We start from the raw sequence: 14,812 nt of genomic DNA, 5'->3' as shown, positions 1-14,812 counted from the left end.
GCCGGCTTCAGGTTCTGGCGCATTCGGCGATCAGCCAGGCCTTGAACCGGGCGAGCGGTGGATGGAGTCCCCTCTCCGGCGGCCAGACCAGATAATAGCTGTCCTCGCTGGGGCTTGTCCGGTCCAGGGCCGGCACCAACTCGCCGCGGCGCAATTCCTCCTCGATCAGGAAGGTCGGCAGCAGGGCAATGCCGAGACCGGCGGTGGCAGCACTGGCAAGGGTGCCAAACTGGTCGAACATCATGCCGTGGACACCTTCGGCGGGCGCGCCCTCAGCGCTCAGCCATTTTTCCCAAGCGTCCGGGCGTGAGACCAGGATGAGGAGCGGAGCTGCCCGCAGATCCTGCGCCGAGGAGAAGCCGAACCGGGCCAGCAGATCGGGGCTGCAGACCGGCATCACCTCCTCCTTGCGCAAGAAGGCGCATTCGGCCCCCTGCCACTGCGCCTTGCCGAAATGGATGGCCGCATCCAGCGGTTCGGCGCGAAAATCGAACTGGTCGAGGCGAGTGACCAGGTTGAGGATGATCTCGGGATGAGCCTGCCGGAAGGCCGGCAAGCGCGGTGCGAGCCAGCGCATGGCGAACAAGGGCAACACAGCCAGATTGAGCGTGCCGCCATTGGGATTGGCCCGAAAGTTCAGCGAGGCGATGCTGATCCGCCGCAGGGCATCGCGCACTTCGCGCACATAGCTGTCGCCTGCCAGGGTCAGTCGCATCGTCAGCCGCTCTCGCACGAAGAGGTCCCCACCGAGCTGTTCCTCCAGCGCCTTGACGTGCCGGCTGACCGCGCCCTGCGTCAGGTTCAGCTCTCGCGCAGCGGCGGTGACGCTGCCGGTGCGGGCGACCGCATCGAAGGAGGTCAGCAGCGCGATCGACGGCAGCAGGCGGCGGGGAATCATGCATGTATTCCATTTTAGAATAGATTGTTGAGCAATCGGCACTTGGCGACGAGAGTTTTCCAGGCAACGATACCTAATATTCGACATTCAAGAATAGATAAAATTTCAGTATTCGTCACCAAATGAGGAAATGATGATCACCTCCAATGTAGAGATCGGCTCGAATGCCGACGCCTATAGATTTGGCTTCAATGCACTGGCCGAGGCACGCGACATCGTGCGGCGGGTGGTGCAGCCGACACCGCAGATCGAATGGCCCCTGCTCGCCCAGCGCACGGGCGCGCAAGTATGGGTCAAGCACGAGAACCACCTGCCGACCGGCGCCTTCAAGATGCGCGGTGGCCTGGTGCTGGCTCATGCGCTCCTGGCGCGACGCCATGGCCCGGTGCCATCAGGCGTGATCACTGCAACCGTCGGCAATCACGGGCTGAGCCAGGCTTTTGCCGGCCGGCGTGCCGGCCTCCAGGTGACGATCGTGGTGCCCGAGAACAACAATCCGGAGAAGAATGCCGCGATCAAGGCTCTCGGCGCCGAGCTGATCGAAGCCGGCCACGACTTCAGCGCCGCCTATGAGATCGCCCAGGGTCTTGCCCGCGAACGCAGGCTCCATCTGATCGAGCCCTTCCATCCCGATCTCGTCCGCGGCGTCGCCACCTGGGCCTATGAATTCTTCGAGGCCGTGCAGGAGGTCGATACCGTCTATGTGCCGATCGGCCTTGGTTCGGGTATATGCGGCCTGATCCGTACGCGCGACCTCTTCGGCCTGAAGACCAGGATCGTCGGTGTCGTCTCCAGCCATGCCGCGGCCTACGCCCTCTCCTTCGAGGCCGGCAAGGTGGTCAGCACGCAGACGGCGCAGACCATCGCCGATGGCGTAGCGGTTCGCGTTCCCAGGGCCGATGCTCTCGAGATCATCCGCCGCGGCGCCGATCGCATCGTGACGGTGAGCGACGACGAGGTCCGCCTGGCCATGCGGGCCTATCACGAGGATACGCATAATCTGGCCGAAGGCGCTGCCGCGACGCCACTCGCAGCGCTGCTGCAGGAGCGCGCGCGGATGGGAGGACAGCGCGTCGGACTGGTGATGACGGGCGCCAACATCTCCCGTCCGCTGCTCGCGCAAGTGTTGTCGGCGATATGAGCCCGGCCACGACATTCGCCCATTGCAGCACCGCGCCCGAATCTCAAGGCCTTAAGGAGGCTCTCATGTCCGGAACCATCGCCCGCCAGCTCGCAGCAAAGCATATCGAACTGCCCAACGCCGCCGCACCGGTCGCCAATTATACGCCGGTGGTCATCGCCAATGGCACCGCTTTCGTCTCGGGCCAGGTCTGCTCCTGGAACGGTGAATTCAAGTTCATCGGTCGCGTCGGCGGCGATTTCAGCGCCGAGGAAGGCCGGCAGGCCGCGCGAATGGCCGGCCTCAACATCGTTGCCCAGCTCCAGAACGCCCTCGGCGATCTCGACAGGGTCAAGCGCGTGCTGCGCCTCAACGTCTTCGTCAATTCGGCCGAGAGCTTCACAGAGCAACCCAAGGTCGCCAACGGCGCTTCCGATCTGATGGTCGAGGTCTTCGGCGAAGCCGGCCGCCATACCCGCTCCGCGGTGGGCGTGGCGCAACTGCCGCTCGGCGTAGCCGTCGAAGTCGACGCCATGTTCCAGGTCGACTGAGCGGCTTCACCAAGCCTCGCAAAGGATCGAATGAATTCAATAATTTCGTCATTGCGAGCGCAGCGAGGCAATCCGGCCATCGTTGTGCGGCAAACCTGGATTGCTTCGCTGTGCTCGCAATAACCGCTATGGCATTGCGAGCAATTGGGGCACCAGGGCAAAGCACATCGAGCTTCTCCCTCAGTCGAGTTCGCGCAAGGCCCGGCGGATGATCTTTCCCGACGAGGTCAGCGGCACGGAATCGACATAGGCGATCACGCGCGGATATTCGTGGGCGGACAGGCGCTCGCGCACGAAAAGCTGCAGATCGGCGGACATGGCCTCGGACGCCGTGAAGCCTGGCTTGAGCACCACGAAGGCCTTGACGATCTCGGTGCGCAGGCTGTCGGGCATGCCGACCACGGCCGCCATGGCGACAGCGGCATGGCGCATCAGACAGTCCTCGATCTCACCCGGGCCGATGCGATAGCCGGCCGAGGTGATGATGTCGTCGCTGCGCCCGACAAAGTGCACATAGCCGTCAATGTCGCGCCGCGCCTTGTCGCCGGTCATCAGCCAGCCATCGCGGTATTTCGCCGTGGTGGCGGTGGCATTGCCCCAATAGCCCAGGAACATCACCGGATCGGGCGCGCGTATGGCGATCTCGCCGATCTCGTCCGTGGGGCTTTCCTGCCCCTCTTCATCGATCACTGCCACGCGATGGCCTGGCACGGCCTTGCCGATGGCGCCAGGCCGGCTAACGCCCAACTCATGGCAGGAACCGAGCACGAGGTTGCATTCGGTCTGGCCATAGAGCTCGTTAACCGGAAAGCCGAAGGCCGCCTCGGCCCAGGCAAAGGTGCCCGGCCCCAGCGTCTCGCCGGCCGACATTATCGAGCGCAGATGGGTGCGATAGACTTGGCCGGGCTGATGCGCCGCCTGGAGCATGCGCAGGGCCGTGGGCGGCAGGAAGGCATTGCGGACCTTGAAGTCCCAGAGCAGTCCCAGCACCTCGTCCACCGAGAACTTGGCATGAAGGCCAGCCACCACCGGCACGCCCAGAGCCAGACTGGGCAGCAGCACGTTGAGCAGGCCGCCAGCCCAGGCCCAGTCGGCCGGCGTCCACATCACATCGTCGGGCTGGCCGAGGCCGGGATGGGCGAAGCGCAAGCCCGGAATATGGCCTAGCACCACGCGATGCCCATGCAGCGCCCCCTTCGGCTGGCCCGTGGTGCCGGAGGTGTAGATCATCATCGCCGGATCGTCGGGACTGGAGGCGACCGGCGTCAACTCGCCCTTGGCCCCGGCGATCAGACGATGGAAGTCGAGCGCGCCGCCGCCGGCCCCGTCAACGCTGATTACCGTCTCCAGATCCGGTAGCCTGGCCTCGATCTCGCCCAGCTTGGCGAGTCCGCTCTCATCGAGCAGCACGGCCTTGGCGCCGGAATCACGCAGGCGGAAGCTCAGCGCATCCGGGCCGAACAGTACCGCGAGTGGCAGGGAGATGGCACCGAGCTTGGCCACAGCGAGATGAGCGATCACCACCGCCGGCGATTGCGGCAGTAGGATCGCGACGCGGTCGCCTTCGCGGATACCTAGACGCTTCAACGCCAACGCGAAGCGGTCGGAGGCCTCGCGCAAGGCACCATAGCTGATGCGCTCGCTGCCGCCGCCGGGCAGCCGGCGCAGGATGGCCAGCTTGTCGGGATCGCGTTTGGCCCAGACATCGCAGACATCCACGCCGATATTGTAGCGCGCCGGCAGATCCCAGCGGAAGTCGCGCCTGGTATCGTCGTAGTTCTGCTTGTCAGGCCCGCTCATGCCGCACTCAACTCCCGAACAGGCCGCCGAAGAGACCCCCGGAGCTTCTCACACGCGTGGGCCTGCGCACCACGCGCACCACTGGGCCGGCCCCGAAGGCCTGCGCCTCCTCGGGCCTTGAGGGGTCGCCGGCAACCGCCATGGCCCAATAGACCCGCTCGCCAGCCCTGGCAATGGCGATACCGAAGCGGGTGGCACCTGGCATCAATAGATTCTCGTCGTGCTCAGGCGAGTTCTTCCACTGCTTCATGGCGTCGAGATCGGTATAGGTGCCGTAGGAGACGTTCTCACCGATCTTGGAATCGTCGAGCCCGGCCGATTTGACGCGGGTGGAGAAGCTGCCTCCGATCGAATGGGAGAGCTGGTTGGCCGAAGCCATGGCATTGGCCTGGCTCTGGGCGAAGGCCGTCAGGCGCGAATCCAGCGCCACAGCGGTGAGGCCCTTGCTCTGGCGATATCGGGTCAGCCAGTCGCGTGCCTGCGCCGGATTGAAGGATACGGGGCGGCGTTGATAGGAAACGGTTTCGGGCTTTTGCGTGAGGGCGCAACCGCCCAATCCCAAGGCAACACCCAAGACAAGAAAAGTGGCCGCAGCCACCCTCATGCGCGACATCGAGTTCTCCACGGTCAGTATCCCGCCGGAGCCGGCGAGGTTGAAGGCTTGGCAGCGGTGGGCTCTGCGACAGGAGCCTCCGCCTCGGGCTTGTCGCCCTTGAGCTTGGCGGTGAGCGCCGCCTGCAGTTCGGGTTCGAACAGAATGACCCTCTGTGGTGGCGCCGCAGCGCCCTGCCCATGCAGGCGGATGCCCTTGGCCCGGAAATTCTTGAAGATGCGGGCCAGCAGGTCGCTCTTGACCGCAACCTGCGTCTCCATGCTGGCAACCATCACGATGAGTTCGAATTCGAGCCCTACATCCATCGAGGTCATGTAGACCTGGGGCCGCGGCGTCGGCAGGATGCGCGGATCGTCTTCCGGTGCCGCCAGCATGGCCGCCTTCACCGCATCGATGTCGCTGTCATAGAGCACGGTCAGGGCGATGCGCAGCCGGCTCCAGGTATTGCCATAGACCCAGTTCTTCACCGAACCGGTGATCAGGGTCGAATTGGGGATGATCAGCGTGGCGCGGTCATAGGTCTCCAGCGTGGTCGAACGCACGGAGATGCGGCGGACATAGCCTTCCTCACCGGCAGCGGCGATGATGTCGCCGACCCGGATCGGGCGTTCGGCCAGCAGGATCAGGCCGGAAACGAAATTACCGGCAATGCCCTGCAGGCCGAGACCCAGACCGACCGACAAGCCGCCGGCGACGATGCCGATATTCTGCCAGCTCACGCCGACCTCGGACAGACCGGCTGAAATGGCGAGGATGAAGCCGAGATAGCCGATGATGGTGGCGATCGAATTCTGCACGCCCGAATCGAGGGAGGTACGCGGCAACAGCGTATTGCCGAGCCAGCCCTTGATCAGCCGCATCACCGCCCAGATGATGATGAACAGCACGATGCCGCTGATGATCGACGAGGGTGAAATCGTCAGCTCACCGATCTTGAAGCCGAAATAGGCCCGCTGGATCGCCGGCGCCATGTCGGTCGAATAGAGGCCGAAGGGCAGTCCGAGGCTGCCGACGGCGAAGGAGATGATCAAAAAGCGCAGGACACCGGACAGCAGGGTCGCCCCAAACGTGACCTGCTTGGAGGTCACGCCGATGGTGCTCGCCACCGCGCGGCGGCGGTCGACGTCCGAGATCAGCCGCTCGGTCAGGGCCGAATCGACCAAAGTGGTGAGCAGGTAGCTCGCTGCCACCACGCACAGGACCAGCAGCGGGAAGACCGCCGCCGCGACCGCGAGCGTGCTGTAGCCGATGGCAAGGCACACGGCCATCACCACCACGGAGAGCCATCCGATCGGCCTGAGAATGTCGAGCCCTGTCAGGTCTTCGTCAGGCGCCAGCGTGCGCCCGTCCACCACCGTCGGCGGAGCGTTGCGGATGCGGATGAGCAGGGAGACGATAATGGCGAGATAGAAGATAGCCGAAATCGTTTCGCGGGCGATGCTAAGGGAAGGATCGGCGTGGAGAGACCGGATAAGGCCGTCCAGGAGGATGGAGAGGCCGAGCACCACCGCGAGCCAGCCCATGCGCCGCCCGATACGGCGGACGGCCCAGTCGCTCAGGGGCAGCAGGCGCAGTTCGGCATGGCCCTCGGCCAGGACCGCCTGCGCCAGAGCCCATAGGCCAAAGCCGATTGAAGAGGCAGCAATCAGGCGCGAGCCGTAATTGGTGATCACGTCTTCCGGCACCAGCCCTGAAAGATCGAAGGCCAGCACCGCCACGAAGATGCCGACCGGCACCCCGAGCATGATGTGGACGATGCCGAGCACCGCATCGAGCGAGGCGACATAGCGCCGCGAGGCTCGCTTGCTGCGCGGCAGGCGGGCACGCCAGCGCTGGATGCGCAGGCGCAGGAACTGCGTGACGGCATAGCCGATGGCGATGGTCAGCAGGAAAATGGCGATGGTGGTGGAATTGACCTTCGACACCAGATAGTTGCTGTGGCGCGAAAACTCGCGCCCTGCGGTCTCCCCGGCCCTGGGCAGGTTTTCCAGCACCGGAAGCCAGAATTCGCCCGAGAAGGGGCTGTTGCCGCTCTTTAGCAGACGGCCGGTGAGTTGCTCTCGCTGCCGCTCCGTGATCGTATTGGAGAGGTTCGCCGCTCGCGTGGACTGGTCTCCCGCCACCTTGAGCACACCAGTAAGCAGGCTTTGCAGATCCTTTTGTGTACCGCGCGTCTCGGCGATATCGGCACTTTCGGACGGATCGGGCTCTCCCAGTTTCTTGAGCCTGTCCGCGGACTGGTCCCGCATGGGCGTGACCTTTGTCTGCACGTCAGACAGATTGATGATGGCCGTATCCACCGTGCTGCGCAGCTCATCCAGGATCTTCGACGCGTTCTCCTGATCGGTGGGGAGGCTGGTCAGAGCCGCCTCCACCCCATCAAGCGACTTCTGCTCCTTGGCCAGCGCATTGTTGAAGGGGCGGACCGTGATGGTATTGACGATCTGGTCGGCGCGCGAGATCTGCTTTTGCGTCTCGGCGGCGACATCGTTCAGCTTGGCGAGCAGATCGGAGGCCGCCTTGCGGGCCTCGGTCGTGGCCTTGGCCTCGGGCGGATCGACCGGTTTGGGCTGCGGCGGAAAGGCGTCGAGCGCCGCTTTGGCCTTGTCGCGGACCGGAACGATGGTGCCCAGCAAGGCGGCAAGATCGGTGCGCCTCTTGCTGACCGTCTCCCGCAGATCCTGCAGGGATTTCTGCGCCTCATCGCCATTGTCGGTAATGGTGGCGAGCTGGGTGGCGATATCGTCCAGCGACTTCTTGTCGAGGGCCAGCCCCGTCTGGAAACCGGTCAGTGCCTCGGCGTCCTGCGCCCTCGCCGCCATGGGGGCGGCGACAAGCGTGAGGAGCAGGCTGCACAGCAGTAGGAAACGGGAAAGCGAACGAAACATGCCGGGAAACTAGAGTGTTTTGCGCTTTGGTGGAATCACCAAGACGCGCAAAACACGCGTCAAAATGGAGAACCAAAGCAAAATCGCATTTCCATTGAAAACGCCCTGCTCCGGAGGCTGTTACGGCCTGATGGCGGAATTTGCAGGCGGCATTATGGCATAACAGCCTGGTTTGATGCCTAAATCAGCGTGCGGGGGCCCTCTTCTCGAAGACATCGAGGGCAAAGGGGCCGATATTCTCTTCCATCAGGCGCCATCCCAGCCCGGCATAGAAGCTGCGCTTGTCGACCTCGGCGCAGAGATAGGCCTGGCCGAACCCACGGCGGAAGGCGAGTTCCGCCACCGCCGCCACGACGGCGGCACCGTGCCCCTGGCGACGGAATTCCGGCTCGATCCACACGGCGGCAACCCAGGGCGTGAGCGCCGGGCGTTCCTCGAGATCGCTGGCTATCAGCGACGCAGTACCGACGAAATCATTGCCTCGATGTGCCACCAGGCAGGCCGGCAATGTGCCCGTAGCCGTCAGATTCTCGGCAAACAGGCTCGACACGGTTTCGAGAGACTCCCCTTGTTCCTGCCACCAGGCGCGCCAGACCCGGTCGGCGACCACGTCGAGGAAATGGGGCTGGTCACGCAGATCGGAAATCTCGATGGCACTCATAATCAACTCTTCTCAATCAGATCGATGAAACCCGGCTCGTCCAGCACCAGGAAGCGATCATGGTCGAGCGTGCGGAAGCCGTGCCGCCGGTAGAAACGCAGCCCCGCCTCATTGCCGGCATCGAGGTCGAGGCGCATGAAGCGCGCGCCACGCTGGCGGCCGCACCGGGCCGCCTCGGCCAGCAGGCGGATGCCGATATGCTCGTTGCGCCGCAGCGGCGCGACATAGAGGTCGACCACGAAGACACCATTGGCGCCGCGCCAGGTCGAAAAACTGTCCTGGTGCACGAGATAGCCGGCGAGGCCCCCCTCCGGTGGCTCCGCAACGACAATACCGATGCTGGGAATGACCCCGAAAGCCTCGGCACGCAGAATATCACCCGTCGTGCCGACCTTGACCCCGAACAAGGCCGCAAGCTCGCCCACCATCGCCGCGACGGCATCGCAGTCCTCCGGCGTGGCGGGACGGATCCGCATCAGCGCGACCGGATGCCGATGATGGCGCGGGCCTCGTCCGGTGTAGCGATGGCCAGGCCCAGTTCCTCGAGAATGGTGCGGATCTTGGTGACCTGCTGGGCATTGGAGCTGGCGAGCTGACCTTTGCCGATCCACAGATTGTCCTCGAGCCCGACGCGGACATGGCCGCCCATCACTGCCGCCATGGTGCCGAGCGCCATCTGGTTGCGGCCGGCAGCCAGCATCGACCACTCGTAATCATTGCCAAACAGCTTGTCGGCCGTGCGGCGCATGTCGACCACACTGTCGGGATTGGCGCCGATGCCGCCGAGGATGCCGAGCACGGTCTGCACGAACAGCGGCGGCTTCACCAGCTTGCGGTCGAGGAAATGGGCGAGCGTATAGAGGTGGCCGACATCGTAGCATTCGAACTCGAACCGCGTGCCGAGCGGACCCATGGTGGTGAGAATGTGCTCGATATCGGCCAGCGTGTTCTTGAACATGCCGCCGCGCGTCGCCTCCAGGAAGGGCACCTCCCAATCGTGCTTCCACTCGCGCGGCCGGTCCAGCATCGGATAAAGCCCGAAATTCATGGTGCCGAGATTGAGTGAGCACATTTCGGGCTGAAGGCTCGCTGGCCCCTTCAGGCGTTCCTCGATGCTCATGCGGGCCGAGCCGCCGGTGGTGATGTTGACGATGGCGTCAACAGCCTCGCGGATGCGTGGCACGAACTGCTCGAAGACGGTCACATCGGGCGTCGGTGCGCCCGTCTTGGGATCACGCGCATGCAGATGCAGCACCGCAGCTCCAGCTTGCGCCGCCTCGATGGCGGAGGCGGCGATTTCCTCCGGCGTCACCGGCAGATGCGGCGACATCGATGGCGTATGGATCGAGCCGGTGATCGCGCAGGAAATGATGACCTTGTTCGCCATGACAGCCTCTATGCTCCAATGTCCTTGAGGGCCTGGCGCAGCGATATCGCGAAGCGCCCGGCAATTTCACTCAACTCGCCGTCGGTGGCGTTGTAGGGCGGCGCCAGGATCACTGTGTCGCCCCTGATGCCGTCGACATTGCCGCCCGAAGGGTAGCAGATCAGCCCGTTGGCGAACGCACGTGCGCGGATCTTGAGGAACAGCGCCTTGTCCGCCGGGAAGGGCTCCTTGCTGTCGCGGTCGGCAACGATCTCGATGCCGGTGAAGAAGCCGCGGCCCCTGATATCGCCGATCTGGGCAATGCCGTGGAGGGCATCGGCCAGGGTGCGCTTGAATTCCTCGCCCTTCACGGCGACGCGCTGCACCAGCCCGTCACGCTCGACGATGCGCTGCACGGCGACGCCGGCGGCGCAGGCGGCGGTATGGCCGGTGAAGGTATGTCCGGTCTGCGGGCCGCCGTCGACGGCATTGATCGGTCCGGCGACCCTGTCGGAATATACAGCCGCACCAAGCGGCAGATAGCCCCCGCCCAGACCCTTGGCCACCGTCATGATGTCGGGGAGGACACCGTCATGTTCGAGCGCGCGCCAGGTGCCGCAGCGCCCGGCGCCGCACATCACCTCGTCGGCAATCATCAGCACGCCATAGCGGTCGCAGATCTCTCGCACTTTCCTGGCATAGCCCGGCGGCGCCGGCACCACACCGCCGGCAGCGCCCACCACCGGCTCGAACACGAAGGCCGCGACCTTGTCGGGACCGAGTTCCAGGATCTTGTCTTCGAGTTCCTGGGCGCAGGCCGCGCCAACATCCGCCGGCACCACGCCGGCCGGCGGCCGGTAGACATTGGCGGGCGAGAGGCGCGGCACGTCGACGAGCGCGCCCTCGAAGGAAAGGCGGCGTTCGCGGAAGCCCGAGAGCGCCAGCGCCCCCAGCGTGTTGCCATGCCAGGAGCGCTCGCGCGAAACGAAGCGCCGCCGGCTCATTTCGCCCCGCGCCGCGAAGTATTGCAGGGCCAGCTTCAGGGCCGATTCCACCGCCTCCGAACCGCCGGATACGAACACCATATGCCGGAGCGTGCCTCCGCAGAGCCGGCCGACGCGCTCGGTCAACTCCTCCAGCGGATCGGACGTGAAATTGTAGCGATAACCATGGGCGATGCGATCGAGCTGGTCCTTGATCGCCTGGTTGACCTCCTCATTGCCGTGGCCGAGGCAATAGACGGCGGGTCCGCCCGAACCGTCGAGATATTGCTTGCCGTCGACATCGGTAAGCACGAGGCCCTTGCCCCAGGCGATCTTGGGCAAGCCCGCCCCCGCCACCGAGGTCGATTCCGCGACGTCGCCCACCATTCCCGTCTCCATGCCCGAAAAGCCGCGCGCCGATCGTTTTGGCGCCCTGTTTTGTAGGACTTATGGAAGGCGGTGTCAGTGGGCGTCAAGCGCAGCAAAGCCGCAGGGCCTCTTCGGAGCGCGGACTTCCAGTCCGCTCCGGCAGTCCGCTCTTGGCCACGACCAGCTTGCGGAAGAAGAGCGGATGTCGCGATGTGCCTGCATGTCGTTGAGAAGTCCGCGCTCCCAGCGCTACTTGATCTTGCCCTTCAATCCACGCATGGTCCGCTCTTTCGCCGGCTATGGTGGCTTTGGGGCACTTTTCATGAATATCGATATTGCCAAGAGGGTGTACGATCGGACCTGGAAGCTCGACCCGATCGTCCGCAGCCTCCTGGACACGGACTTCTACAAGCTCCTGATGCTGCAGCCCATCCATGCCCGGCATGAGAATGTGCGCACCACCTTCACCGTGATCAACCGCACCAAGTCGATCAACCTCGCCGCGGTGATCGACGAGAAGGAACTGCGTGACCAGCTCGACCACGCCCGCACTTTGCGCTTCGGCAAGCGCGAGCTGATCTGGCTGCGCGGCAACACCTTCTATGGCAAGCAGCAGATCTTCCGGCCCGAATTCCTCGACTGGCTCGCCGATTTCAGTCTGCCGGACTACGATCTGCGCATCGAGAACGGCGATTATGTGCTCGAATTCGACGCACCCTGGAGCCAGGCCACCATGTGGGAAGTGCCGGCGCTCGCCATCATCAACGAGCTGAAATCCAGGGCCGCCACCCGCTCCATGGGCCGCTTCGAGCTCGACATCCTCTATGCCCGCGCCAAGGCCAAGCTGTGGGACAAGATCGAGCGGCTGAAGAAGCTGGAAGGCCTGCGTATCTCCGATTTCGGCACCAGGCGGCGCCATTCCTTCCTGTGGCAGAGCTGGTGCGTGGAGGCGATGAAGGAGGGGCTGGGCAGCGCCTTCGTCGGCACCTCCAACGTGCTGCTCGCCATGAACAACGACCTGGAATCGATCGGCACCAACGCCCATGAGCTGCCCATGGTCTATGCGGCGCTGTGCGAGGAGGACGGCTGCCTGCGCGAGTCGCCCTACAAGGTGCTGGAGATGTGGCGCGATTTCTATGACGGCAATTTGCTGATCGTGCTGCCCGACACCTTCGGCACCGCCGCCTTCCTGGAGCGCGCGCCCGACTGGGTGGCCGACTGGACGGGCATGCGCCCCGATTCCAAGCCGATCCAGGAGGCCGGCGAGGAGATCATCGCCTGGTACAGGGCGCGGGGCCGCGACCCTGCCAAGAAACTGATCATCTTCTCCGACGGCCTCGACATCGATTCCATCGAGACCGCTCATAAGAGCTTCAACGGCCGCATGCGCCCCTCCTACGGCTGGGGCACCAATCTCACCAACGATTTCCGCGGCTGCGGCTCGCATCCCATCCCGCTGCTCGATCCGATCTCGCTGGTGTGCAAGATCACCTCGGTCAACGGCAAGCCGGCGGTGAAGCTCTCCGACAACCTCGCCAAGGCCACGGGCGGCAAGGAGGCGATCGATCGCTATCTCAAGGTCTTCGGCGAGGAAGGGCGCGGGGTGCAGGCGGTAAGCGTCTAGCGCCGCCTGCTGACGCAGCCTTCATTTCGGCAGTTCTGTCGCCACCGCCCGCCGACCCAGCGGCCGCTTCAGCAGCTGCGCCGCAATCACACCGGCGAGCACCAGGCCGCCGCCGACGACGTGGTAGGAGCGGATGGGCTCACCCAGCATGACGATGGCTGCGAGGGCAGTGAACACCGGCAGCAGATTGAGGAAGATGGCACAGCGGCTGGGGCCGAGATGCTCGACCCCGCGGATCCACAAGACCGGCAGCACCACCGAGGCAGCACAGCCGGCATAGGCGATCAGCGGCAGCGTCTCCGTGTTGAGAGCCCTGAGCGGTGCCGGCGTTGCCAAAAGGGCCGGGAACATCACGGCCAGCGAGCACAGCGCCTGCATATAGGTCGATTGCCAGCCCGAGACCGGCAGGTTCCAGCGCTTGAGCAGCACCGAATAGAGCGCGTAGACCAGACCCGCCAGCAGCATCAGCGCATCGCCGGGATGCACGCCATCCCGCACGAGGCCGCCGAGTTCGCCGGCGCTGACCAGATAGACGATGCCAACGATCGAGATGACGCCGCCGCCGACCATGCCGACGGTCGGCCGCTCACCCAGCATCAGCGCGCTGAGCGCCACGGTCAGCAAGGGAGACAGCGCCGTGAACACCGCCATGTTGGTCGCCGTGGTCGAGCCGGCGGCGAGATAGGACAGGCTCTGGAACAGGCACATGGCCAGGAAGCCGAGCACCGCGAATTGACCGAGATGGCGCCAGAGTATCGCCCGGTTGCGCCAGGCCGGCACGCCGACGAAGAGGGTCATCAGGCCGACCGCCAGCACGAGGCGGTAGAACGTGATGGCCTGGGGCCCGATGGCGTGGGCCGACAGCCTGGAGACGATGACGTTGCCGGCCCACAGGACGATGGCGAAGAAGGGATAGAGCAAGGACAGGGGAGTGGCGGAGGAGGGATAGAGCAAGGACAGGGGAGTGGCGGAGGAGGGTTTGGAGGACATGGCATACCCGTGACGTGAACGGGCGGACATTGCCGCTTTTCACCAAGTCCGTCTCACGCTAATCTAACATTGACTATTGCGATTGAGACATGAGTGACGATCGTACCACCCGCCACCTCGCCTTCCACGACACCGAACGCGCAGTCGTGGCGATGGAGATCGACTATCCCGATGGGTCCTCGACTGGATGGCACGCCCATCCGCGCGCGCAGTTGCTCCATGCCATCCAGGGCGTGATGATCATCCGCTCGCAGGCCGGCAGCTGGGTGGTGCCACCCAACCGGGCCGTCTGGCTGGTCGGCGGTATCGAGCATGAAGTGCGCATGTGCGGCGACGTGAAGATCCGCACCGTCTTCATCGATCCCACCATCTCCGCCACCCTGCCCGCCGATAATTGCGTGATCGCCGTCTCCCCCCTCCTGCGCGAGCTGATCGTCGCCGCCGTTGCCATCCCGCTCGGCTATCTTCCGGGCGGCCGCGACGAAAGGCTGATGCAATTGCTGCTCGACGAGCTCAAGCTTCTCGACGTCCTGCCGCTGCATCTACCGATGCCGACGGACGTCCGCCTGCGCAGCATCTGCCGGCACCTGATCGCACACCCCGAAAGCGAGGAGACGGCGCAGGGCTGGGCGCGGCGGCTCGGCATCACGCCCAAGACCGTGCATCGCCTGTTCGCCAGCCAGACCGGGCTCACTTTCGGCCAATGGCGCCAGCAGGCGAGACTGCTCTTCGCCCTGGAGCGCCTGGCTGCCGGCGCCCGCATCATCGATGTTGCCTATGACAGCGGCTATGCCAGCCAGAGCGCTTTCACCGCGATGTTTCGCCGGCATTTCGGCCTGCCGCCCAGCGATTTCTACCGCTGACGCCACCCCCGCAAATGTCCGCCAGGGCTTGCCAAGCCCGTCGCGCTTGCTTCAAACAGGGTCTTCCCGTTTCTCGGATCCTTTTT

The 14,812-nt window shown here is 64.6% G+C and carries 13 protein-coding genes; 4 read left to right on the top strand and 9 right to left on the bottom strand.

What is annotated here, in order from left to right; all coding sequences use genetic code 11:
• Positions 1–7: 7 nt before the first annotated feature.
• Complete coding sequence (locus ACR9ZN_RS25725) at positions 8–898, bottom strand: LysR family transcriptional regulator (RefSeq protein WP_434959253.1); 891 nt, start codon at positions 896–898, stop codon at positions 8–10.
• Positions 899–1,028: 130 nt separating this feature from the next.
• Between ACR9ZN_RS25725 and ACR9ZN_RS25720 the strand changes: the two genes are divergently transcribed.
• Together ACR9ZN_RS25720 and ACR9ZN_RS25715 are read left to right on the top strand one after the other, a co-directional pair.
• Entirely contained in the window at positions 1,029–2,039 is a 1,011-nt protein-coding gene (locus ACR9ZN_RS25720; RefSeq protein WP_481273516.1) for a threonine dehydratase, read from the top strand.
• Between the two features lie 65 nt (positions 2,040–2,104).
• On the top strand, positions 2,105–2,569 hold the full coding sequence (locus tag ACR9ZN_RS25715; RefSeq protein WP_434959251.1) for a RidA family protein: 465 nt from the start codon (positions 2,105–2,107) through the stop codon (positions 2,567–2,569).
• Positions 2,570–2,749: 180 nt separating this feature from the next.
• Here the strand turns inward: ACR9ZN_RS25715 and ACR9ZN_RS25710 are convergent, their stop codons facing one another.
• The 7 genes from ACR9ZN_RS25710 to ACR9ZN_RS25680 form a co-directional block, all read right to left on the bottom strand.
• Positions 2,750–4,369: an AMP-binding protein gene (locus ACR9ZN_RS25710; protein ID WP_481273515.1), complete on the bottom strand. Its 1,620-nt coding sequence runs from the start codon at positions 4,367–4,369 to the stop codon at positions 2,750–2,752.
• Positions 4,370–4,376: 7 nt separating this feature from the next.
• Entirely contained in the window at positions 4,377–4,982 is a 606-nt protein-coding gene (locus ACR9ZN_RS25705; protein ID WP_434959249.1) for a CAP domain-containing protein, read from the bottom strand.
• A 14-nt stretch (positions 4,983–4,996) separates the two neighbouring features.
• Entirely contained in the window at positions 4,997–7,870 is a 2,874-nt protein-coding gene (locus ACR9ZN_RS25700; protein WP_481273514.1) for a DUF3772 domain-containing protein, read from the bottom strand.
• Between the two features lie 184 nt (positions 7,871–8,054).
• Entirely contained in the window at positions 8,055–8,531 is a 477-nt protein-coding gene (locus ACR9ZN_RS25695) for a GNAT family N-acetyltransferase (RefSeq protein WP_454811995.1), read from the bottom strand.
• Positions 8,532–8,533: 2 nt separating this feature from the next.
• A complete protein-coding gene (locus ACR9ZN_RS25690; protein ID WP_481273513.1) occupies positions 8,534–9,007 on the bottom strand; it encodes an N-acetyltransferase family protein in 474 nt (157 codons plus the stop codon).
• A complete protein-coding gene (kce, locus tag ACR9ZN_RS25685; protein WP_441772951.1) occupies positions 9,007–9,918 on the bottom strand; it encodes a 3,5-dioxohexanoate:acetyl-CoA acetone transferase in 912 nt (303 codons plus the stop codon). Before kce ends, ACR9ZN_RS25690 begins: the two co-directional genes overlap by 1 nt.
• 8 nt (positions 9,919–9,926) lie before the next feature.
• Positions 9,927–11,267, bottom strand: a complete 1,341-nt coding sequence (locus tag ACR9ZN_RS25680) for an aspartate aminotransferase family protein (RefSeq protein ID WP_481273512.1) — start codon at positions 11,265–11,267, stop codon at positions 9,927–9,929.
• A 304-nt stretch (positions 11,268–11,571) separates the two neighbouring features.
• Between ACR9ZN_RS25680 and ACR9ZN_RS25675 the strand changes: the two genes are divergently transcribed.
• Complete coding sequence (locus tag ACR9ZN_RS25675) at positions 11,572–12,873, top strand: nicotinate phosphoribosyltransferase (protein WP_481273511.1); 1,302 nt, start codon at positions 11,572–11,574, stop codon at positions 12,871–12,873.
• A 21-nt stretch (positions 12,874–12,894) separates the two neighbouring features.
• Here ACR9ZN_RS25675 and ACR9ZN_RS25670 read toward each other — a convergent pair whose 3' ends face one another.
• Complete coding sequence (locus tag ACR9ZN_RS25670; RefSeq protein WP_481273510.1) at positions 12,895–13,863, bottom strand: DMT family transporter; 969 nt, start codon at positions 13,861–13,863, stop codon at positions 12,895–12,897.
• 89 nt (positions 13,864–13,952) lie between these two features.
• On the opposite strand from ACR9ZN_RS25670, the gene ACR9ZN_RS25665 reads away from it, so the two are divergent.
• Complete coding sequence (locus ACR9ZN_RS25665; protein ID WP_481273509.1) at positions 13,953–14,726, top strand: AraC family transcriptional regulator; 774 nt, start codon at positions 13,953–13,955, stop codon at positions 14,724–14,726.
• The last annotated feature ends 86 nt before the right edge of the window (positions 14,727–14,812 follow it).

Source organism: Labrys sp. HAY1-8F, from assembly GCF_056754975.1.
This window is presented reverse-complemented; position numbering and strand designations above follow the sequence as displayed.